Origin of the sequence: Clostridium sardiniense (assembly GCF_050584765.1) — a bacterium.
In the GTDB taxonomy this organism is placed as follows: Bacteria; Bacillota; Clostridia; order Clostridiales; family Clostridiaceae; genus Clostridium; species Clostridium sardiniense_A.
Map to the genome: position 1 here is coordinate 42,356 of NZ_JBNOOR010000002.1, position 21,726 is coordinate 64,081.

Here is a 21,726-nt window from a genome sequence, read left to right on the forward strand (position 1 = left end):
AAATTATTGAGTTTATTAAAACTCTTAAAAATACTGATAAATCAGCCACTCTCTTAACTTATTAATAGAGTGGCTAATATTTATTTATAAAAACTATTTAGGCTAATAAACTAGCTATTTAAAGCATCTATACCAGGTAATACTTTACCTTCTAAGAATTCAAGTGATGCTCCACCACCAGTTGAGATATGAGTCATCTTATCTCCGAATCCTAAGATGTTTACAGCTGCAGCTGAATCTCCACCACCGATTATAGTAGTTGCGTTTGATTCTGCCATAGCTTTAGCTACTGCAATAGTTCCCTTATTGAAGTTATCGAATTCGAATACTCCCATTGGTCCATTCCAGATAACTGTCTTAGCATCTTTAACTGCATTTGCATATAATTCGTCTGTCTTTGGTCCGATATCCAATCCCATGTTTCCAGCAGGAATGTTTTGATCTTCAGTTATTGTAGCTTCCATATCTTTAAATTCTGGTGCTACTCTATGATCTACTGGTAATAAGAAGTTAACTCCCTTAGCTTTAGCCTTTTCGATCATTTCTCTAGCGTAATCAACTCTATCTTCTTCAACTAATGAAGTTCCGATTTCGTATCCTTGAGCCTTTAAGAATGTGTAAGCCATTCCTCCACCGATTATTAAAGTATCTACTTTATCTAAAAGGTTGTTTATAACAGCGATCTTATCTGAAACTTTAGCTCCTCCTAAGATTGCAACGAATGGTCTTTCTGGTGATTCTACAGCGCTTCCTAAGAACTTTAATTCTTTTTGGATTAAGTATCCGCATACTGCTGTATCTATAAAATCAGTAACTCCAACTGTTGAACAGTGAGCTCTGTGAGCTGTTCCAAAAGCATCGTTTACGAAGATTTCAGCAAGTGAAGCTAATTCTTTTGAGAATTCTTCTCCATTCTTAGTTTCTTCTTTTCTGTATCTAGTGTTTTCTAATAAAACAACGTCTCCGTCTTTCATTTCTGATACAGCTTTTTTAGCATTTTCTCCAACAACATTATCGTCAGCTGCAAAAACTACTTCTTTTCCAAGCATTTCGCTTAATCTTTTAGCAACTGGTGCTAATGATAATTCTGGCTTTGCTTCACCCTTTGGTTTACCCATGTGTGAGCAAAGGATTACTTTAGCTCCATTATCAACTAAGTACTTGATAGTTGGAAGAGCTCCGTTTAATCTATTTTCATCAGTTATAACTCCATCTTTTAATGGAACATTAAAGTCACATCTTACTAAGACTTTCTTACCGTTAACATTTATATCTTCTATAGTCTTTTTATTGAAGTTCATCTCTTTCACCTCTTATAAATTATATATATATTTTAAAATAGTCTGGCCTTATAGCCTTATACTACAAAACCAGACTTATAAAACTTTTTATATTTACTATCTAATTAATAGATTACTTTAAGTTAGCGAAGTATCCTAAAGTTCTGATTAATTGGTTAGTGTATGACATTTCGTTGTCGTACCATGAAGCAACTTTAACTAATTGTTCTCCGTTAACTTCCATGATCTTAGTTTGAGTTGCATCGAATAATGATCCGAAGCTTATTCCGATTACGTCTGATGATACTATTGGATCTTCAGTGTATCCGTATGATTCGTTTGAAGCAGCTTTCATAGCAGCGTTTATTTCTTCAACTGTAGTCTTCTTATCAAGAACACAAACTAACTCAGTTAATGAACCAGTTATTACTGGAACTCTTTGAGCGTTTCCGTCTAACTTACCAGCTAATTCTGGGATAACTAATCCGATTGCTTTAGCAGCACCAGTTGAGTTAGGGATGATTGAAGCAGCAGCAGCTCTTGCTCTTCTTAAATCTCCTTTTGCGTGTGGAGCATCTAATGTATTTTGGTCATTTGTGTAAGCGTGGATTGTAGTCATGAATCCTTCTTTTAATCCAAATTGATCATTTAATACTTTAGCCATTGGAGCTAAACAGTTTGTAGTACATGAAGCACCTGATATAACTGTATCGCTAGCTTTTAATATTTCGTTGTTTATGTTGAATACAACTGTTGGAAGGTCGTTTCCAGCTGGAGCTGATATAACAACTTTCTTAGCACCTGCTTCTATATGAGCTGAAGCCTTTTCCTTTGAAGCGAAGAATCCAGTACATTCTAAAACGATGTCTACATTTAATTCTCCCCATGGTAAGTTCTTAGGATCTCTTTCTGCAGTTACTTTAATTTCTTTTCCGTTAACTACGAAAGCTCCTTCTTTAACTTCGATTTCTCCATCGAATCTTCCTTGTGCTGAATCGTATTTGAATAAGTGAGCTAATGTTTTAGCATCTGTTAAATCGTTGATTGCAACCACATTAAATTCAGGGTTGTTGATCATTAATCTTAATGCTAATCTTCCTATTCTTCCAAAACCGTTAATTGCTACATTTACCATATTGTAAATACCTCCTAAAAATAGCTTTTATAAAAATTTTTTTTATAAACAAATTAATAAAATTTTCTACTTAGCACCATTTAATCTTTTTAAGATTTCACGCCCAGTAGCTTCATCGGTGACTAATACACCATTTTCATTATTTCTTTGAGTCACAATAATTGACTCTACTTTATTTTTTCCACCAGCCACAACAATATGCGTGTTAATTTTTCTGGCTTCATCAATATTTATTCCAATAGCGGTTGTATTTGAAACCACTTTTGAATCTTTATCAAAATAACATCCAAATGCTTCTCCTACAGCTTTAAGCTCTGCTAATTTAGAAATACTTTCATCTGAAAGTCCTCTTTTATGAGCCATCTCAAAAGCATTACCTACTCCGTATACAAAAATATCTGCATTATGTATACTTTCAACAACTTCTTTTATTGATTTTTCCTCTTTTAAAGAATTTAAAATTTCTAAACTAACACTTTCAGGAACATGAAGCATTTTGTAAGTTCCATTAACTTTTTTTGCAAGGGAGGCTACTAATGTGTTTCCTTGTACTTCTACATTTCTTCCCATTCCACCTCTTGCTGGAACTACCAATACATTAGATATATTTCTAATGGTTTCAAAAGCTTCAACAACTTCTTTAACAGAACTTCCTCCCGTTAAGGCAATTACTGAATTGCTTTTTATTATTTTTTTCAAATAATTTGAAGCAGCTTTACCTATATCCTTAAGGATTGACGAATTGCTATCTACATCACCTGGAACTATTAAAACATCTTTTAGAGAAAGCTTTTCTTTAATATCTTTTTCAATATCAGATAAGCCTCTAACTTCATGAATAAATCCACTTAGCTTATCAACTATCTCTTCTCCACTTTTAGTTACATTCATGCCAGGGGTATTAACCTCTATTAATCCTTGCCCTTTTAAAAAGCTTACTTCTGTTCTAACAACTCTTTCGCTTAAAGAAAGCTCATTTGCTAAAACTCTTCTTCCTATGGGCTGATTTAAAAATATAGTCCTTAGTATATTGTACCTTTTCTCGAGTACCTCTACAAGTTCAGGAACTATCTTCTTTTGCAATCTTAATATTTCCTGCAACTTTCAACACTCCTTTTGGTCACAAAGCGTCCCACACTTATTATTTTCGTCCCACAAGAACATTATAAGTTATCTTGACTAATTTTTAAAGTATAAATTTAATTTTTTTTGATTTTTATACCTATTTTTTTGTTTAGAAACTACTCTCAAACCTTATATTTACAGTAATCCATTGCAATTATAATCTTTTTCTTTTACTTGAAGATTTGATCCCAAGTTCCTCTCTGTATTTTGCCACAGTTCTCCTTGATATATTCATACCATCTTCTTTTAACTTATCACATATAAACTGGTCAGAATGTGGTTTTTTCTTATCTTCTGAATCAATCATCTCTTTTATGGTATTTTTTATTTTTATTACTCCAAGATCTTCATTGCTTGAAGATACAGCTACTCTAAATAAATCTTTTATTTTTACAGTGCCTCTATCAGTTGCTATATATTTATCTTTAATAGCTCTACTTACTGTTGACTCATGAACTTCTAACTCTTCTGCAATTTCTTTTAATGTCATAGGTTTTAGGTAATTATATCCCTTTTTAAAATATTCCTTTTGTCTTTCAATTATTTTTTCTAGAACCCTATATAAAGTACTTCTTCTTTGTTCAATACTTTTAATTAAAAACAATGCTTTATTAAGCTTCTCTTTAACGTATTCTGATGCCTTTGCGTTATCATCGTTATTAATAACTTGCTTATACGTTTTATTTATGGATAATTTTGGTATGACACTATCATTCATTATTATTATGAATTCTCCATCAATTTCTCTAATTGCTGCATCTGGTATTATAAATTTAACTTCTTCACCAGTATAAAATCCTCTTGATGGTTTGGGCTCTAGCTTTTTTATAACGTCTCCATATCTTTGTGCCTCTCTTGGTGATATACTTAACTTTTTGCCTAGTAGTACATATCTATTCTCTGCTATATCCTCTAAATGATTTTTTACTATTTCAACCATAATATCATCATCTAAGGCTAATTTATCTAATTGTATAAGTAAACATTCTATTATATTTCTTGCCCCTATACCATAAGGTTCCAAATCTTGTACTATTTTTAAAACCTCTTCACCCTTATCTAAAGAAATTTTAAGTTCCTCACAAATATCCTTCAAGTCACATTCTAAATAACCTCTATGATCTAAATTCTCTACTATGTAATCTCCAATTTCTTTGGTATATTCATCTATTGATAACTCCATTAATTGCTCATGTAAATATTCCTTTAACGACTTCATTTCTGATATAAAATTAAAAGGAGATACCTCCTCATCATCATATGATCCATAACTTTGCGCTCCATAGTTATCAAATTCGAAATATTTTATCATTTCTTTGTAATCATACTTATCCATGACCTTATCCTCACTAATAGAAGATTTTTCCTGATTATTATCTTTCATATCAAGTATTGGATTTTCTTCATATTCTTTATCTATGTACTCACGCAAATCATTTACTGACATTTGAAGCATTTTTATAGACATTTGCATCTCTTGAGTCATAACTAACTTCTGTTCTTGAGTTAGATTAATCGAATACTCCATTTTCATAATATCACCCATCCCCGCTCATCTGTTTATTTATACACATATTCTTTTTTACAATTAATTATATCATAGAAATTTTTAGTAATAAATAAGACTGTAATGGTTTTGCCCCCCATCCCAAGCATTATATTATGCTTTAAACTCTATAACTTCAAATATCATTTTTGGCACTTTTATTTCTTCTGTCTTTATTTTTTCTTTATATGTTTTTAAATCCTCCATAGTCCTTCCTGATACACCCTCGCTAGTTGATGGAGCATAATCTATCATTTCTTCTTTAATTCCTAGTTCTTGAATATTTTGAATTCCACTTTTAAACTCCCCATTTTTTACATTTTCGCATAGATTAAATATTGCTTTATCCACACTTTTAATCATGGAAGATATTATTTGATCCTTATACTCAGGTACAGTAACTCTTTGATCAGTATCTACTCCAATAACCTTTTTACCTCTTTCTTTTGCTGCTTTAAACACTCCAAAGCCTGCTTTACCACATGCTTGGAATATAATATCGCACCCTTCATCATAAAGTTCTATTGCATTCTCATAAGCTTTCTTTTCATCTGAGAAACTTTGAATAAATCTTGCATTACTTCCATCTATAATTCCCATAGCCGCTTTTTCATTAACTGTCTTAAGACCAGCTGCATATCCACTATAGAATTGTAGTCCTATTTCATTATTCATACCTCCGATAAAGCCTACTTTATTTGCTTTGGTTTCATCTCCAGCTACAACTCCCATTAAAAAGGCACCTTCTTGATGTCTAAATAAAACTGATTTCACATTTGGCTCTTCAACTTTTTCATCTACAATAGTAAAGCTTTTATCTCTTCTTTCTCTTGCGACTTTTTCTACAGCCGTTTTCATTTCAACTCCCATAGCAACTGTCATATCACTATCTTCCGCAAGCTTTCTAAGTCCTTCATCAATCTTTTCTTTATCCTCTTTAGTCTCAACATATTCTGGAATAATTTGCATTTCTTCTTTTGATTTTTCTATTCCCTTTTTTGCAAGCTCTCCAAAAGATGCATCCTTAAAATTTTGAGCTATAAGTCCTATATGTATCTTTCTTGATGTAGACTTTTTAAATTTTGCAACACACCCCCCAGTAAGCATTAATATGTATAAACAGACTAATAAAACCAATAAAATCGAAATTTCTTTATTTCTTTTTAGCTTATTCATATAAGTTCACCTCAATAAAATTTATCAATTTTATTTTTTCCAATTACTTTTTTTTAATACAAAATAAAAGAAGTATCAAAAATTTGATACTTCTTTATAACATAATAAAAACAAATTATAATTTTTCACCTACGAAGAATACACCAAGAGCTTTATCACCTGAGTGTATTCCTACAGAACAACCAACTGGTCCTTCTATGTAATCAATATCGTGTTCTTCTAGATATTCTTTCAATCCACTACATACCTCATCATGATTTACGTTTGCTATAACTACTGGTAAATCTTTTCTTGGAACTAATTCTTCCATATCATTTATAATTCTCTTAACAGCCTTTTTACTACCTCTTACCTTACCTTTTAGGGCAATAACCCCATCTTTAACTTCAAGTACTAACTTAATTCCAAGCATTCCTGTTACAACACTTACTGCCTTTGGAAGTCTTCCACCTTTAACTAAGTTATCTAATGAATCAAAACTTAAAGAACTGCTTAAATAAGGCTTAATTTCCTCTAACTCTTTAGCTATCTCTTCAACTTTTAGGCCTTGATCTCTAAGTTTAACTGCTTTTATTACAAGTAAACCAAGTCCTGATGTTATTGTCTGAGAATCAACAACTTGTACATCTTCTGTCTCTAGCATTTGTTTTGCAAGACATGCTGATTGATATGTTCCACTCATTCCTGATGACATTAAAACTGCTAAAACTTTATAGCCTTGGTTTATATATTTTTCATATACTTCTACAAATCTATTTGGAGTAATTTGAGCTGTTGTTGGGAAAACATCACCTTCATCTATTCTTTTGAATACTTCATCTAAAGTTATTTCTATCCCATCTAAGTAACTTTCTTCTCCAAAATTTATAAGAACTGGTAATACTTCTATGTCTAATTCTCTTAAAAGTTCCTTCGGTAAATCTACAGTACTATCTGTTATAATCTTAATTTTTTCCATTCCCTCATTCCCCTTTGCTTTATTTCATATTAGGAAATCCAAACTGTCTTAATGCTTCATAAGCAATTATTGCAACTGTATTTGAAAGATTTAAACTTCTTGTGCTAGTCTTAATCATTGGAACTCTTATTCCTTCATGAGCATTGTGTACATCTTCTGGAACTCCACATGTCTCTCTTCCAAACATAATGAAATCACCTTCTTTAAATTCAATTTCATCATAATGTTCTCCACCATGGGTTGTTGCTAAATATATTTTATTATCTCCATACTTTTTCATGAAATCTTCATAGCTTTCATGAACTTCTAATTCTAACTCATCCCAGTAATCAAGACCTGCTCTTTTTACTTGCTTTGAGCTTATATCAAAACCTAGTGGTTTTATTAAGTGAAGCTTAGCTCCTGTTAATACGCAAGTTCTTGCTATATTACCTGTATTTTGTGGTATCTCTGGTTGATACATAACTATATTTAAATTCAAAAAAATCACCTTCCATTATCGAATACGAGAAAAAAGAAGATGAATTCACATTCATCTTACGCTTTCATAGTCCTATTCTATTTTAGACTATAATAGAAATAATACTACATCACTTCTTTTTAGTCAAAGAATTTATATATACTTAATTTGTTATTTTTACATTTTAAAACAAATAAACTTATCATTAAATAATATACTTTATTATACAATTTTTAATATATTTACTTACTTTATCTTTAAAAAACATTTTCATCCTTTCTAATTCCTCTTTATCATAAACATACTTTGTATATCCAAATTGACCGTACTTAAGAGTTCTATTTTCTTTATCCATTGGAAGTTTTGATTCAGGATAAACACTTAAAATTTGATTTCTAGCTCTCTCTGTATATCTATGAGATATTACTTCTATTTCAATCTTTTTATCAATATCATTAAAATTCTCTCCTATTCTCTTAATAAGCCTTTCATATTCATCCATCCAATTATCGTATATAAATACTGGTGCTATGATAAATCCTACTTTATATCCATCATCATATAGCTTCTTAGCAGCTTCAATTCTTTCTATAAAGCTATCAGTACCTCGTTCAAATTCATTTATTATTTTATTTGTATTTAAACTAAATCTTATAGTAGTTCTTCCATTATGCTTTGCGCCTATTAAAGAATCTATATTTGAAAATTTTGTTACAAATCTAAAATAACTATATTCATTTGAGCCAAAAAATTCTATTGCAGTTTTCATTGCTCCTGTATATTCTTCTGTAGGAATTGGATCTGATGTAGCTGCTCCTTCAAAAGTTGTAGTTTTAGGTTTTCTTTCATTAATATAATTTAATGCCTTCTCTAATATTTCATCAACATTTACATAAATTTTCGTATAAGGTCTTTTACCTAATTGGGTGTTTAAATAACAGTATTCACACATACCACTACACCCACTAATCAGAGGTAATTGATAATTAGCTGATGGCTTACAACTTTGAAACTCTGTTATTTTTCTAACGCCTACAACCAGAGAGCTTTTACCTGAAATAAAGCTTTGTATAGGATTTTCTGCCTTCTTACCAATAAACCTTCCACCTTTATTTACTATAACTTCTGTATCTCCCTTATTAAAATAAGAAAACAATCTTTTTCCTAATGGATATTCTAATGACTTTTCATCAAAAATAACTTTAGCTGGCTTAAACATAAAATCACCTCTAAAGTAGTATTTTCTTAAATTTAAAGTATTTATACTTCTATCTTGTATTTAATATAAATTTTTCAAGAGCTTTTCTTACACCATCATTTACATTTGTATCTGTTATATAATTTGCCTTATCCTTAAGCTTATCAATTGCATTTCCCATAGCTATTCCAAGACCTGCATACTCAATCATTGATATATCATTTTCATTATCACCTATGCAGATTATTTCTTCACGTTTAATTCCATAATGCTCTGCTAAAATCTTTACCCCATTTCCTTTTGATACTCCATGTGCATTTATCTCTATACTTCTATGCCCAGAACTGTAATATACAATATCATCTATATTATCAAGTTCCTTTCTAAACATCTCTGTTCTTTCTGGGAAAATAGAAAACATTATACATTTTGTGATTTCACCTTTATATTTATTTAATGCTTCACTCCACTTTTGCTCTCCCTTTATAGTTTCCACACCTATTGAAAAGTCTTTATTTTTCATTCCTGGAATCACTATCCTAGTTATTAATTTGCTAATATAACTATTAGTTATAATTTTATCTATTGTATGTAAATGCAAAACCACTCCACATTTATCCGCTATTTCAAGTAACTTCTTACACGTATTTTCATTAATTTTACTTTTAAATATAATCTCACTACTTCTCTTTTCCCTAACAACGGCTCCATTACCTGCTATAACCGCCGCTGATGCACCTACAAGTTCTGAATAGTATGCTGCATTATTATAAAGTCTTCCAGTTGTTATCACCACTTGAACTCCTTTGTTTGCAACTTCTTTTATTACTTTTCTGCTTTCTTCCGAAATAGACTTTCTCTTTCCAAGCAAAGTTCCATCCATATCTATACATACCATTTTATAACTCATATTTTCATCTCCATCATCTACTATATACTACAAAAAGCAAGTTATAATATTATAACTTGCTTTGTTATATAATCTCTCTTATATATTATTCTAAGAGAAATATTCAAATTTTTCCACATATTTTTAATTAATTAAGCTATATTTAACTTTTTTAATCTTATTTTGTTCCAACTCTTACCTTCTTAGGCACCATAGCATAATTATCTGTTGAAACTAATTCTTTGTTTATAACTTTGCCATTTTCATAAGTAACTTGATATCCCTTTGAAACATATCCAGTTTGCCCAGATGATTCTACAATCCTTGTTCCCTTTGGCAAGCTTGGATCTTGTATAATTTCTTCTGTTGGACTTATGGTCTTTATAACTTCATTTGTCATGTCATAAGTCTTTCCACCTAAACCTTTAACGTCTCCATAAACTTTAAATGTAACATTTTTATTATGAGTAATACCTTGAATATAAATTGGGAAATCATATGGATTTTTAAATTTATAATCTAAATATCCCCATGCTACAGTTGCATCAAGACTTGGTTTTGAATATCCAACTGTTAATGAGTGATTATGTCTTTCTGTTGCTCTAATATTTGCTCTCATTACAGCTCTATAAAGCGTTGATGATACTTGGCATATTCCACCACCAATATCTTTTTCCACTTTATTATTTATATAAACGTTTCCTTCTTTATATCTACTTTTATCAGTTTGACTAATATCACTATAACTAAATACATCACCTGGCATTAAAAGTGTTCCATCTACAAACTCAGTTGATACATCAATATTTGTTGCTCTATTTGCATCTGATGATTGGAATGAAGTAGTAAATTCTCCCATAACACCATTTATCTTAGATAATTCCGATTCTGTTACTTTAGGTTTATTTTCTTTATCCATTACTTCTACTTTTGTTACTTCACCAACATTACCATTTATTTTAGCTTTAAGCTCTTTGTTAAGGTCCTCTTTATTTATTCCATACCCTACTTTCCCTGGTGTTATTGAAATATTTCCTGAATTACTTATATTAATTTTAGCATTTTGTGGTGCTATGCTAAGTTTCTTTATTACCTTATCTTCTAATTCAGTTAATTTATTATCACTATAACTAAAATTAAGTTGAATATCATGGCTTGTACCATCTTTATTTTTTATTAATGAATTCTTTTTAAAAATACTTAAATCCTTTCCATAGTCAAATGCTTCACTTACAGTTTTTTCAATATCATATTTAGGATCTATTTCTGAATATTTAGCTTCATACTTTTTATCTTTATCCTTAACATCTATAATAATTTCTTTATTATTTATTTTATTAGCAACTTCCTTTTGAAGTACTTCAGTAGCTTCTTCTTTGCTTTTTCCACCAATATCGATACCTTGAACTATAACTTTTGGATAAATTTTATTATTCCATTCATTTATTGTACTATTGATTGATGCAATATATGCACCTGTCCCTATACCGATCATAGCAACCACTGCAACAGTTGCTATTACTATATGCTTTCTTTTATTTGGGTCACTCCCATCTTTCTTGTGTCCCGTCTCACGCTTCTCCATTCGACTCTTCACCCTTCGTCCTCCCTTTTGTAATAATTTCTAAATTTATATATAAATTGGTTATAAGGTAATTATATATTATAATTACTAAAAATATAATATATTTATATAATATTATATAAATACATTAATATAGAGTCTTTTAAGTTGTCTTAAAAGGCTCTATATTTTTATTCTAATTTATATCAAATTAGTATCCTAACTTCAAAATTTCATCTGAATTATCTATACTTTAAGTTTATAGTGACTTCTAACTTGTGATGTTTCCCCATCGTAATCAAAAGCTTCTATAGATATATTTAATACTCTATTGAATGGCTTATAAATTGTACTTAAAGGAATTCTAAAACTAGTATCATCTTTATCAACTGTTCCTACCCAATAATTATCTACAAATATATTGTATCCTAATAAATCTACATCACTATTCTTATTCCATCTTACATAAATATATTTATTATCATGTGTAACAGTTAATCCTCTTACTTGTTTTGGCTGCATTAGAAGATCTAAATTATCAGGTCCCCAGTTTGCATCTACTGGATTACCAACACCATTTACAGTTTCATTTTCGCTATATTGCCATATTCTCCACCTTCTCCATCCTCCTATATTCGGCGGAACTAGTGGATTAGTTGGAACATTTCTATACATGGCTATCCATAATGGCATATTGCTTAAAGGATAAGTTCCATCACTCTTTCTAAAATTATCATAAAGCTCTATAAAGAATAAACCAGTATACAACATAAGCCTTCTTCTAGTCTTTTTTTCAAACCTATCTCTAAATCTATCTATCCAATTCAAAAGAGCATCTGTATCCATTTTAGGGTCTATTGGTGCTTCAACATCTAATACAGGGAATAAATCGCCGTAATTTTTATTTCCAAACCCCCTTTGAAGTATGGCAATAAAATCGTCACATTGAGAATCAGCTGTTAAAATATTATAGGATGGTAGTGCATAATGATATGCTCCAACTGGTATACCATAACTTCTACTTTCCCTTGCAAATTCTAGAAATCTTTTATCCTCTCTAAATCTTCCCGATCCAGAACCTGATGACCTTAAGTACAAAAAATCAACTGTAGTTGCTAATGTTCTAAAATTAACTCCCATGCTATATTCATTTAAATCTACACCAAAAGTGCTTCTAGCATTTCTATCTTGCATAACTCCTCCAAAGAAAATACTTATTCTTTATTAAAGTATTATTTTCCAAGATATAATGTTCCTTAAATAGAAAAAAAGATAAAATAATACTAAGAATCTATAAATTATAGCTTTTCTTAGTATTATAGTGGCAAACATATTTTAAGTTATATTGTAAGTTTTATAGTTGGAATAATATTAAATATTTGTAATTATTTTCTTTATTTCTAAGCAATATATATTTTTATATTTTTAACCTTATATAAAAACTTATATCATTTCCATAGCATTCTCCCCAGATCTTACCTCCATGCATTTCTACTATATTCTTAGATATAGCAAGGCCAAGGCCTGAACCACCTAATTCTGTACTTCTTGATTCGTCTAACCTGTAGAACCTATCAAATAGCTTATCAAGTTTTGCTTGTGGAATATTTTCGCCTCTATTTTTTACAGCTATTGTTGCATACCCATCCTTTGAATATACTCCAATAATAACTGCGCCAGGCTTATATGAATATTTAACTGCATTAGTTAATAAGTTTTCAACTACTCTAACCATCTTTCCTGGATCAATGCTTACAATAATCTTTTGATCAGTTAATGTTTTGACCTGCTCTATATTTGAATTTTCAAAATAAGGCTTCATCTCTTCCGATACTTGTGATACAAAGTCTACAAGATTAACCTCAGCTTTATCAAGTTTCATTCCATTATTATTAAGCTTTGTGTATTCAAATAAATCTTCTATTAAAATTTTAAGTTTTTCTGATTTATTATAAGCAATATTTAAGTATTCATTTCTTGTTTCTTCATCTCCATATTTTTTATCTTTAACAAGACCAATATATCCCATTATAGATGTTAAAGGTGTTCTTAAATCATGTGAGACATTAGTAATTAAATCCGCCTTTGTTTGCTCTGAATTTTGTTGTGCTTTTATTCTTGTATCTATGTCTTTTGCCATATTATTTACGTTCATTGCAATATTAGCTATTTCATCATTTCCACTTTCAGGTATCTTATAACTTAAATCCCCATCTGCAATATATTTAATTCCCCTTGCAATTTCGTCTAAGTATTTTGTCTTTTTATTACTTGCAATTAAAAATAATACAACAAATATAATTATTGAAAGAATTAATGCAAGATATGAATTATTAACTTCGTACTGAACATACTCTATATTAGCTTCAGGTATTCCACTATAAATTAAATAGTACTTTCCATTTTCAATATCAATTGGATATAGTACTGTATATTCACTTGCATCATGTTCATCTTTATAACTTCTTGATACATTTTTTAATATATTAAATATATCAAGTTTTTCTTCAGATGCACTGGAATTTCTATATATTACTTTTCCATCTATATCTGTTATATAAACTTTATCGGAATTTCTTGAAGTATTATTTAAAACATCTTCGAAAAACTTACTATCTGTAATCTTTAATTTGTTATACTGTTTTCCACCACTATCTTCATGTTCTTTTTTATATTCAATTTCATTGATTATATTTTGAGCATTTGATTCAATATTACTATAGTTATATCGTATCTCTGCATTAGTCTTAACATCTCTGAACATATCATTTAAGATTCCATAAGATAATAGTGCCACTAAAAAACATACTCCAAATAGAATCATAAGTTCAAATCTAATACTCTTTTTTATTTTCTTATCTATATACGCTACTAATTCTTTAGCCTTTTTTGTTATTCTAAGATTAGATATTTTATTACCTATTCTGACTCTAAACTTTTCTTTAGTTGTCTCCGATTTATTTTTTTTATTTTTCAATTTTATATCCTACCCCCCAAACAGTTTTTATAAACCTTGGACTTCTTGGATTCTCCTCTATCTTTTCTCTTATTTTTCTAATGTGAACCATAACAGTATTATCTGATTCCATATACTCTTGATTCCATACACTTTCATATATATTTACCATTGAGAATACTTTTCCTGTATTCTTTGCAAGTAAAACTAATATATCAAATTCAGTTGGAGTGAATCTAATACTCTTATCCCCTAGAAATACTTCATGTGTATCTAATTTAATTACTAAATCATCTATTACTATTGTTAGATCACTTTCTTCTTTGCTTTGATAACTATTAAACTTTTTGTATCTTCTAAGCTGTGATTTTACTCTTGCTATAAGTTCTAATGTATTAAATGGCTTACTTAAATAATCATCAGCTCCCATGTTAAGTCCTAATATCTTATCTATATCTTCTGATTTTGCTGAAAGCATTATTATTGGTAATTCACTTTCCTCTCTTATCTTTAGGCAAGTTTCTATCCCATTTAACTTTGGCATCATTACATCTAATATAACTAAATCAACTTCATTTCCTCTTAATAAATATAAAGCCTCTTCTCCATCGGCAGCCTTTAAAGTTTCATATCCTTCACCTTTTAAATATATTTCAACTAAATCTCTTATTTCTTTTTCATCATCTACAATTAAAATCTTTTCTTTACTCAATTTAATACCCCTTCCTTATATTTGTGGATACTCTCTTTATCATAAGTAAATTATAAATTTTACTTCTTAAATAATTACCTCACAAATTCTTAATATATTCTTAAGATACATATTTTACAAATTATATCTTAAATTCTCTTTTAGTATACTTATGTAATATGGTACATGCAATACTACTTATTAAAAACAAAAATAAGCTAGACCTTTTAGGCCTAGCTTATTTAATATAATTATAAACTATAATTATCTCTTTTCTTTTAATGATTCTTCTATTATTTTATCAAGTAACTCACTGTATGTCATATTCTTTCCAGCAGCACTCTTTGGGAATAAACTATTTTTAGTCATTCCTGGCAGAGTATTTACTTCTAGTATATACGGTACTTTATCCTCTGTAACTATCATATCAACTCTAGCATATACAGAACACTTTAATGCTCTATATGTTGCAAGTGCCATACTTTCAACTTCTTCATGAAGATCCTTTTCAAGTTCAATTACAAATTCATCTGATCCACCATCATTATATTTTGCTGCATAATCAAAGAATTCTGCATTTGGCTTAATCGCTACAACAGGGTACATTTTATTTCCTAAGATTGGGCAAGTTATCTCTTCTCCTTTAACAAACTTCTCAATCATTACTTCATTATCCCATTTAAATCCTTCTTCTACTGCATTTAGAACTTCAGATTTATCTTTAATAATAAATGTTGCAACGCTTGATCCACCATGAGTCGGCTTAATAACCACTGGATAGCCTAATTTTTCAATATCATCAAAGTTAAGCTCTGAAACATCTCTTAAGTTTATCCATGGTGCTGTTCTTATTCCAGATGATTTTAAAAGATTCTTTGACATATCCTTATCCATACATGCTGCGCTACTTAATGGTCCACACCCTGAATATGGTATCTCTAAAGATTGTAATACTGATTGAACAGTTCCATCTTCTCCAAATTGTCCATGAAGTGCTAGTAATGCAAAATCTATTTTTTCATCTCTTACCTTATTTACTATATCATCTTTTTTATCTATTACAATTTTAACTACATCATACTTTTTAGTATCTATATTTTCTAAAATTGACTCCCCACTTTTTAAAGATATCTCTCTTTCTGATGAGATACCCCCCATTATTACTCCAATTTTCATACTGTACCTCCAAAAAATATACTATCATACTTAAATTCTCTATTTATAAATACATTATTTTAATAACTATATTATTTTAACCTATATTACTATTATAATAAAGACTCTATCAAAATGAAGAACCACTAATAATCATTTTTTTACTTCTAGTGGTTCTCTTAATTTAAAATATATAGCTTTTATTCTTAATTTGCATTTATATGGATAATGGTATAATGTAATCATATAAAAATATATAAGGAGACATTTTTAGACATGAAAGAAAAAAACAAAGCAATTATATTAATGATAGTTTCAGCTATTGCCTTTGCAGTAATGAGTACTTTTGTTAAACTTTCAGGTGACTTACCATCAATAGAAAAAAGCTTATTTAGAAATGTAGTAAGTTGTATAGTCGCATTTTATTTAGTCAAAAAAAGTGGCGATTGTCTATTTGGTAAAAAGGAAAATAGAAAGTATTTAATAGGCAGAGCCTTACTTGGTACTATAGGAATTATAGCTAATTTTTATGCAATTGAACATCTAATACTAGCTGATGCTAATATGCTAAATCAGCTTTCACCATTCTTTACAATTATATTCTCTAGTCTATTCTTAAGAGAAAAAATTACAAAGAATCAAATTATAATATTACTTATAGCATTTGCAGGAAGTTTATTTATAATAAGGCCTACATTTAGTTTAGAAATAATCCCTGCTTTAATTGGCCTTTCATCTGCAATATTTGCAGGTGCTGCTTATACATTTGTTAGATTTTTAGGAGGACGTGAAAAAGGACCTACTATAGTATTCTTCTTCTCCTTCTTCTCAATAGTTACAACTCTACCATTTGTATTAGTAGATTTTAAGCCATTTACTATGATTCAATTATTCTACTTATTAATGGCAGGTGTTGCAGCATCAATTGCGCAATTTGCACTTACAGCTGCATATAAACATGCACCAGCTAGGGAAATATCAATATACTCATATACTCAAATAGTATTTACTGCATTAATTGGTTTTACACTTTTCGGCCAAATACCAACAGCCTTTAGCTTTATTGGTTATGCAATTGTAATATTAGCATCTACCGGAATGTTTATGTATAATAACAAGATGGCTAATAAACTTAAAAAAAGTGCTAGCTAAGTATATATAATTTATATTTATTTTAAAAGTACATCACTTTAGAATAATCAGTTATTTATACGTATGTTTTTAATAATAAAAGGCTCTTAGATTCTAAATCTAAGAGCCTTTTATTATTATATGGTTAATATATATGATTGAAAATTTATATTACAATTGAATTTCAAAAATATATATTACATGTACTTTTTCTTATCTTCCCATTTACATATATGATTTAATGGACACTCAAAACACTTAGGTCTTTGAGATGTACAACATCTTCTTCCATGGAATATTAAAAGATGATGAGCAAGGGACCATTCTTTTTTAGGTAATTCTTTTTGAAGTTGCTTTTCAACTTCTAATACATTATCTGACTTTGCAAGACCTAATCTATTTGAAACTCTAAACACATGAGTATCAACTGCAATTGATGGCACTCCAAAGGCATTAGATAGTACAACATTTGCTGTCTTTCTTCCAGCACCTGCAAGGGAAGTTATACCTTCCATAGTATTTGGAACTTCTCCATTAAAGTTTTCTTTAAGTTGTCTGCACATAAGTACTATATTCTTTGCTTTATTTCTATATAATCCTATTTGTTTTATTCTCTTTTCTAATTCCTCATTAGTTAAAGTTAAAAAAGCATCTAAATCCGGATAGTCTTTGAATAATGTTTCTGTAACTTCATTAACCTTTTTATCAGTTGTTTGCGCTGATAAAATAGTTGCAACTAAAAGTTGAAATGCTGACTCATGATTTAACTCACAATGAGCATCTGGGTATGTTTCTTTAAGTATATCTAGTATCTCTTTAGTTCTCTTTTTCATTTTTACACCTCTAGTCTATCTTTTTTTAATTTATGTAACTCAAACTGTTTCTTTTAAGTTATATTGTAAAGAAACTCGCCCCTTAAAGAGCGAGTTTAAATTCTAATTTTACATAATAATACATCAAATAAAATTTAACTAAGTATATTATTATGTTATTATTCTATTTATATACTCCTCTATAACTCTCAGGTAAAAGATTTGCTATAGATTTCATTAGAGTTTCCATACATCTATCATCATGTTCATGCTTAGTTTCATCTTTTTCTTTATTTGGAAGAATTACTGGATCACCAAACTTTATAGTTACATCAGCATCTTGCCACTTTTCTCCTCCCATATCTCCTTCTGGACATATTGGAAGTAATTTATCTGTTCCACTCATTCCTATTGGGATAACTGTTGCATTCTTAATCTTAGCAAGAAGTAATACACCTTTCTTACCCTCTATCATAGCACCAGTTCTGCTTCTTGTTCCTTCTGGGAATATTAGAAGGCTTTCTCCACCTCTTACCGCCTTAACCATTCTAGTCATAGCTTCTTTATCTGCAGTATTAGGTCTTATTGGTATATTTTTAACCATCTTCATACCTATATTTGTTACAGGATCATCTGATAGTTTTACTCCAGCTACAAAATATGGATCAAAGTCTTTCTTTAATATTTTATTTAAAACTAATCCATCTGAGTTACTTAAATGATTGCATATAAACACTATAGGTCCTTGAATATTTCTTAATTTTTCATACCCTTCAATGTGAATATTTGCATGATTCTTTATGTATCTATCTGTTATCTTTTTGCCAGCAAATACTACTACACTCTCAGGCAATATTTCCATAATTTTCGCCATAAATGGTGATAACATAAGATATTTCACCTACTTCCTAAAATATTAGTCTACAATATATTATATTCTAGATACTTATAAAAGTCTATCCATATAGCCTTTTATATATGGTGATTCAGTTTTTACATCTTTTATTTCTTGGTTCTTATATTTTTTCTTTCTTATTATAGCGTTTCTTATTAAAGTATTCTTACCTCTCCACCCACATGATGTATTCTTATAAGTTTCCTTAAAAGCTAGATTATTAAGATTTATTATAAAGTCTTCCTCATCATTTTTCATAAACTCATTTACTTTAAATTCATTCAGTTTAGTGTACTCAATATTTTCATTATAAGGACATTTCATCTGACAGCTATCGCAACCAAAAATCCTTCCATTTAATAAATTAATTTCTTTATCATTTAAATCTTTCTTTTGAGTTAAATATGAAACACATATATTTGGATTTCTTCTAAAATTATTTATAGATTTTGTAGGACATTCTTTTAAGCAATTACTACATTCAGCACACTCTTTATATTCTCTTGATTCATTAAATGTAGTTTTGTCATCCTCATATATTTCTAAATCGGTTATAATCTCACCTAAAAAAACATATGACCCATATTTTTTAGTTATAATCATGTTATTTTTTCCTACAAATCCAATACCAGCTAAACTTGCAATATATCTTTCTGGAAGTGAATTGCTATCTACAAAAGCTTTCGCCTCTCCCCCATGTTCTTCAATGAATTTACATATCTTTTCTAAATAATTATGTACCACTCTATGATAATCCATTCCTTTTGTATACACTGAGAATCCATTATCTAAAAAGCTCTCAGGCGTAGCATAAGGGAAAGCTATAGAAATTATAGTCTTTCCCTCTTTCATATATATATTTGGTTTTATTCTTTTATCTATATCTTTTTCTTCAAATTCATTTTCTAATAAAAGTTCTTTTCTCTTATTATAAAAATCTCTAAGTTCTTCAAACTCTCTGCATTTTATAAAGCCAACTAAATCTAAATTTAAGCTTTTACAAAATTCTAAAATTTCTTTTCTAAGCTCCATCTTCGCACTCTTTCTATTATTTTTCTCATACAAATTAAATTAATTAAATAACCATATCATTATATATTTGTATATACTCGCCTTTAATATCTCTTATCTCTATAATTCTCGCTTCTGTTTTTTTCAACACTTTGGCAGGGATTCCTACAGCTGTTGAATTAATTAGAACATCTTTTAATACAACAGAATTTGCTCCAATCTTTACATTATCTTCAATTGTAATTGGTCCTAAAACTTTAGCTCCTGCTCCTATTATAACATTATTCCCAATAGTCGGATGTCTCTTCCCTTTATCTTTTCCAGTTCCACCTAAAGTTACACCATGATATATTGTAACATCATTTCCAACTTCAGCAGTCTCTCCAATAACAACCCCCATACCATGATCAATAAATAGCCCTCTTCCAATCTTTGCTCCTGGATGTATCTCTATTCCGGTAAAAAATCTATTTACTTGAGATATTAATCTTGATAAGAAAAACCATTTATGTGTATATAGTTTATGAGCTAATCTATATACTATTAGAGCATGAATACATGGATATAAGAAAAATACTTCTATTTTGCTTCTAGCTGCTGGATCTTCTTTTAATATTCTATTTAAATCATATTTTAAACTTTTAAACACAGAGTTTCCTCCTTTAAATTTAAGACATTACTTTTTAGATTGGCTTCTAAAGTCTTTATACTCTATTCTTTTATTCATATAATCCCATTGAAATATATTTTTCTCCACCATCTGGTGCTATTGCAAGAACCTTTTTACCAGCTCCAATTTCCTTTGCTATTTGCATTGCTACAAATATTGCACTTCCAGCTGAAATACCAACTAATACGCCTTCATTTGTTGCAAAATCTTTTGCAGCTTTAAAAGCTTCTTCATCAGTTACATCCTTTATTTCATCAACATATTCTGACTTGTATATTGATGGAATAAATCCTGCTCCAATACCTTGTATTTTATGAGGTCCAGGTTTTCCTCCACTTAATACTTGTGAATTTGAAGGTTCTACTGCAACTGTTTTAAGGTCTTTTATTTTTTCTTTTAACTTTCTAGATATACCTGTAACTGTTCCACCTGTTCCAACACTTGCAACAAATACATCTAAATCTGGAATATCTTTTGCTATCTCTTCAGCTGTAGTTTCATAATGTTTTTCTGGGTTTGCTACATTTTCAAATTGTTGTGGCATGAAATATCCATCTTCTTTTGAAAGTTCTGTTGCTTTTTCAATTGCACCCTTCATTCCCTTAGTTCCCTCAGTTAATATAAGCTCTGCTCCATACGCTTGTATTAAAGCTCTTCTTTCTTTACTCATAGTATCTGGCATAACTATTATTACTTTGTACCCTTTTAATTTTCCAATCATAGCAAGTGCTATACCTGTATTTCCACTTGTTGGTTCAACTATAACAGAACCTTCTTTTAATAATCCTAAACTTTCAGCTTTTTCAATCATTCCAAGTGCTGCTCTATCCTTTACGCTACCACCAACATTAAACTTTTCAAGTTTTACATATACATCTGCACTATTTTCACCTAAATTTTTCATCTTAAGTATTGGTGTGTTCCCAATCATTTCTAAGCTACTTTTGTAAATCATATTAATACCTCCGTTTTACCATTTAAATTTTATTTTTCTCTCTGAAATAAATTTATTACTAATATCAATTGATAATTTACAAACTATCAAAAATTCTAAACTATTAACTATTTTATATT

The 21,726-nt window shown here is 29.5% G+C and carries 20 protein-coding genes; 1 reads left to right on the forward strand and 19 read right to left on the reverse strand.

Features of this window, described 5'->3' with window-relative positions; genetic code table 11:
• Positions 1 to 110: 110 nt before the first annotated feature.
• From ACQPUW_RS09915 to ACQPUW_RS09980, 14 genes are all read right to left on the reverse strand, one after another.
• On the reverse strand, positions 111 to 1,301 hold the full coding sequence (locus ACQPUW_RS09915; protein ID WP_430837334.1) for a phosphoglycerate kinase: 1,191 nt from the start codon (positions 1,299 to 1,301) through the stop codon (positions 111 to 113).
• Between the two features lie 112 nt (positions 1,302 to 1,413).
• A complete protein-coding gene (gap, locus tag ACQPUW_RS09920) occupies positions 1,414 to 2,415 on the reverse strand; it encodes a type I glyceraldehyde-3-phosphate dehydrogenase (RefSeq protein ID WP_430834687.1) in 1,002 nt (333 codons plus the stop codon).
• 66 nt (positions 2,416 to 2,481) lie between these two features.
• Positions 2,482 to 3,516: a sugar-binding transcriptional regulator gene (locus ACQPUW_RS09925; RefSeq protein WP_430837335.1), complete on the reverse strand. Its 1,035-nt coding sequence runs from the start codon at positions 3,514 to 3,516 to the stop codon at positions 2,482 to 2,484.
• A 178-nt stretch (positions 3,517 to 3,694) separates the two neighbouring features.
• On the reverse strand, positions 3,695 to 5,074 hold the full coding sequence (gene rpoN / locus ACQPUW_RS09930) for an RNA polymerase factor sigma-54 (RefSeq protein ID WP_430837336.1): 1,380 nt from the start codon (positions 5,072 to 5,074) through the stop codon (positions 3,695 to 3,697).
• 126 nt (positions 5,075 to 5,200) lie between these two features.
• The gene (locus ACQPUW_RS09935) at positions 5,201 to 6,262 is read right to left on the reverse strand and encodes a BMP family lipoprotein (protein ID WP_430837337.1); all 1,062 of its coding nucleotides are present in this window, start codon (positions 6,260 to 6,262) and stop codon (positions 5,201 to 5,203) included.
• 115 nt (positions 6,263 to 6,377) lie between these two features.
• Positions 6,378 to 7,220 carry a DegV family protein gene (locus tag ACQPUW_RS09940; protein ID WP_430837338.1) on the reverse strand — a complete coding sequence of 281 codons (843 nt, stop codon included), beginning with the start codon at positions 7,218 to 7,220 and terminating at the stop codon, positions 6,378 to 6,380.
• 19 nt (positions 7,221 to 7,239) lie between these two features.
• On the reverse strand, positions 7,240 to 7,701 hold the full coding sequence (locus tag ACQPUW_RS09945) for a tRNA (cytidine(34)-2'-O)-methyltransferase (protein WP_204594866.1): 462 nt from the start codon (positions 7,699 to 7,701) through the stop codon (positions 7,240 to 7,242).
• 184 nt (positions 7,702 to 7,885) lie between these two features.
• Complete coding sequence (gene splB / locus ACQPUW_RS09950) at positions 7,886 to 8,899, reverse strand: spore photoproduct lyase (protein WP_430837339.1); 1,014 nt, start codon at positions 8,897 to 8,899, stop codon at positions 7,886 to 7,888.
• Between the two features lie 49 nt (positions 8,900 to 8,948).
• Positions 8,949 to 9,788 carry a Cof-type HAD-IIB family hydrolase gene (locus tag ACQPUW_RS09955; RefSeq protein ID WP_430837340.1) on the reverse strand — a complete coding sequence of 280 codons (840 nt, stop codon included), beginning with the start codon at positions 9,786 to 9,788 and terminating at the stop codon, positions 8,949 to 8,951.
• A 157-nt stretch (positions 9,789 to 9,945) separates the two neighbouring features.
• Positions 9,946 to 11,364 carry a VanW family protein gene (locus ACQPUW_RS09960; protein WP_430837341.1) on the reverse strand — a complete coding sequence of 473 codons (1,419 nt, stop codon included), beginning with the start codon at positions 11,362 to 11,364 and terminating at the stop codon, positions 9,946 to 9,948.
• Positions 11,365 to 11,577: 213 nt separating this feature from the next.
• Positions 11,578 to 12,525, reverse strand: coding sequence for a glycoside hydrolase family 25 protein (locus tag ACQPUW_RS09965; protein WP_430837342.1), 948 nt, complete (start codon positions 12,523 to 12,525; stop codon positions 11,578 to 11,580).
• A gap of 223 nt (positions 12,526 to 12,748) precedes the next feature.
• Positions 12,749 to 14,308: a sensor histidine kinase gene (locus tag ACQPUW_RS09970; protein ID WP_430837343.1), complete on the reverse strand. Its 1,560-nt coding sequence runs from the start codon at positions 14,306 to 14,308 to the stop codon at positions 12,749 to 12,751.
• Complete coding sequence (locus ACQPUW_RS09975) at positions 14,298 to 14,999, reverse strand: response regulator transcription factor (RefSeq protein WP_221861864.1); 702 nt, start codon at positions 14,997 to 14,999, stop codon at positions 14,298 to 14,300. Before ACQPUW_RS09975 ends, ACQPUW_RS09970 begins: the two co-directional genes overlap by 11 nt.
• A 243-nt stretch (positions 15,000 to 15,242) precedes the next feature.
• Positions 15,243 to 16,154, reverse strand: coding sequence for a D-alanine--D-alanine ligase (locus ACQPUW_RS09980; RefSeq protein ID WP_430837344.1), 912 nt, complete (start codon positions 16,152 to 16,154; stop codon positions 15,243 to 15,245).
• Between the two features lie 255 nt (positions 16,155 to 16,409).
• Between ACQPUW_RS09980 and ACQPUW_RS09985 the strand changes: the two genes are divergently transcribed.
• A complete protein-coding gene (locus ACQPUW_RS09985; RefSeq protein WP_430837345.1) occupies positions 16,410 to 17,285 on the forward strand; it encodes a DMT family transporter in 876 nt (291 codons plus the stop codon).
• 176 nt (positions 17,286 to 17,461) lie between these two features.
• On the opposite strand, the gene nth is transcribed toward ACQPUW_RS09985, so the two are convergent.
• The 5 genes from nth to cysK form a co-directional block, all read right to left on the reverse strand.
• On the reverse strand, positions 17,462 to 18,097 hold the full coding sequence (gene nth / locus ACQPUW_RS09990; RefSeq protein WP_430837346.1) for an endonuclease III: 636 nt from the start codon (positions 18,095 to 18,097) through the stop codon (positions 17,462 to 17,464).
• A 163-nt stretch (positions 18,098 to 18,260) separates the two neighbouring features.
• Entirely contained in the window at positions 18,261 to 18,965 is a 705-nt protein-coding gene (locus ACQPUW_RS09995) for a lysophospholipid acyltransferase family protein (RefSeq protein ID WP_430837347.1), read from the reverse strand.
• A gap of 57 nt (positions 18,966 to 19,022) precedes the next feature.
• Positions 19,023 to 20,003 (reverse strand): tRNA epoxyqueuosine(34) reductase QueG, encoded by a 981-nt coding sequence (gene queG, locus ACQPUW_RS10000; protein WP_430837348.1) that lies wholly within the window; start codon positions 20,001 to 20,003, stop codon positions 19,023 to 19,025.
• A gap of 43 nt (positions 20,004 to 20,046) precedes the next feature.
• The gene (gene epsC / locus ACQPUW_RS10005; RefSeq protein WP_430837349.1) at positions 20,047 to 20,631 is read right to left on the reverse strand and encodes a serine O-acetyltransferase EpsC; all 585 of its coding nucleotides are present in this window, start codon (positions 20,629 to 20,631) and stop codon (positions 20,047 to 20,049) included.
• A gap of 70 nt (positions 20,632 to 20,701) precedes the next feature.
• Entirely contained in the window at positions 20,702 to 21,607 is a 906-nt protein-coding gene (gene cysK / locus ACQPUW_RS10010) for a cysteine synthase A (RefSeq protein ID WP_430837350.1), read from the reverse strand.
• Between the last annotated feature and the right edge of the window lie 119 nt (positions 21,608 to 21,726).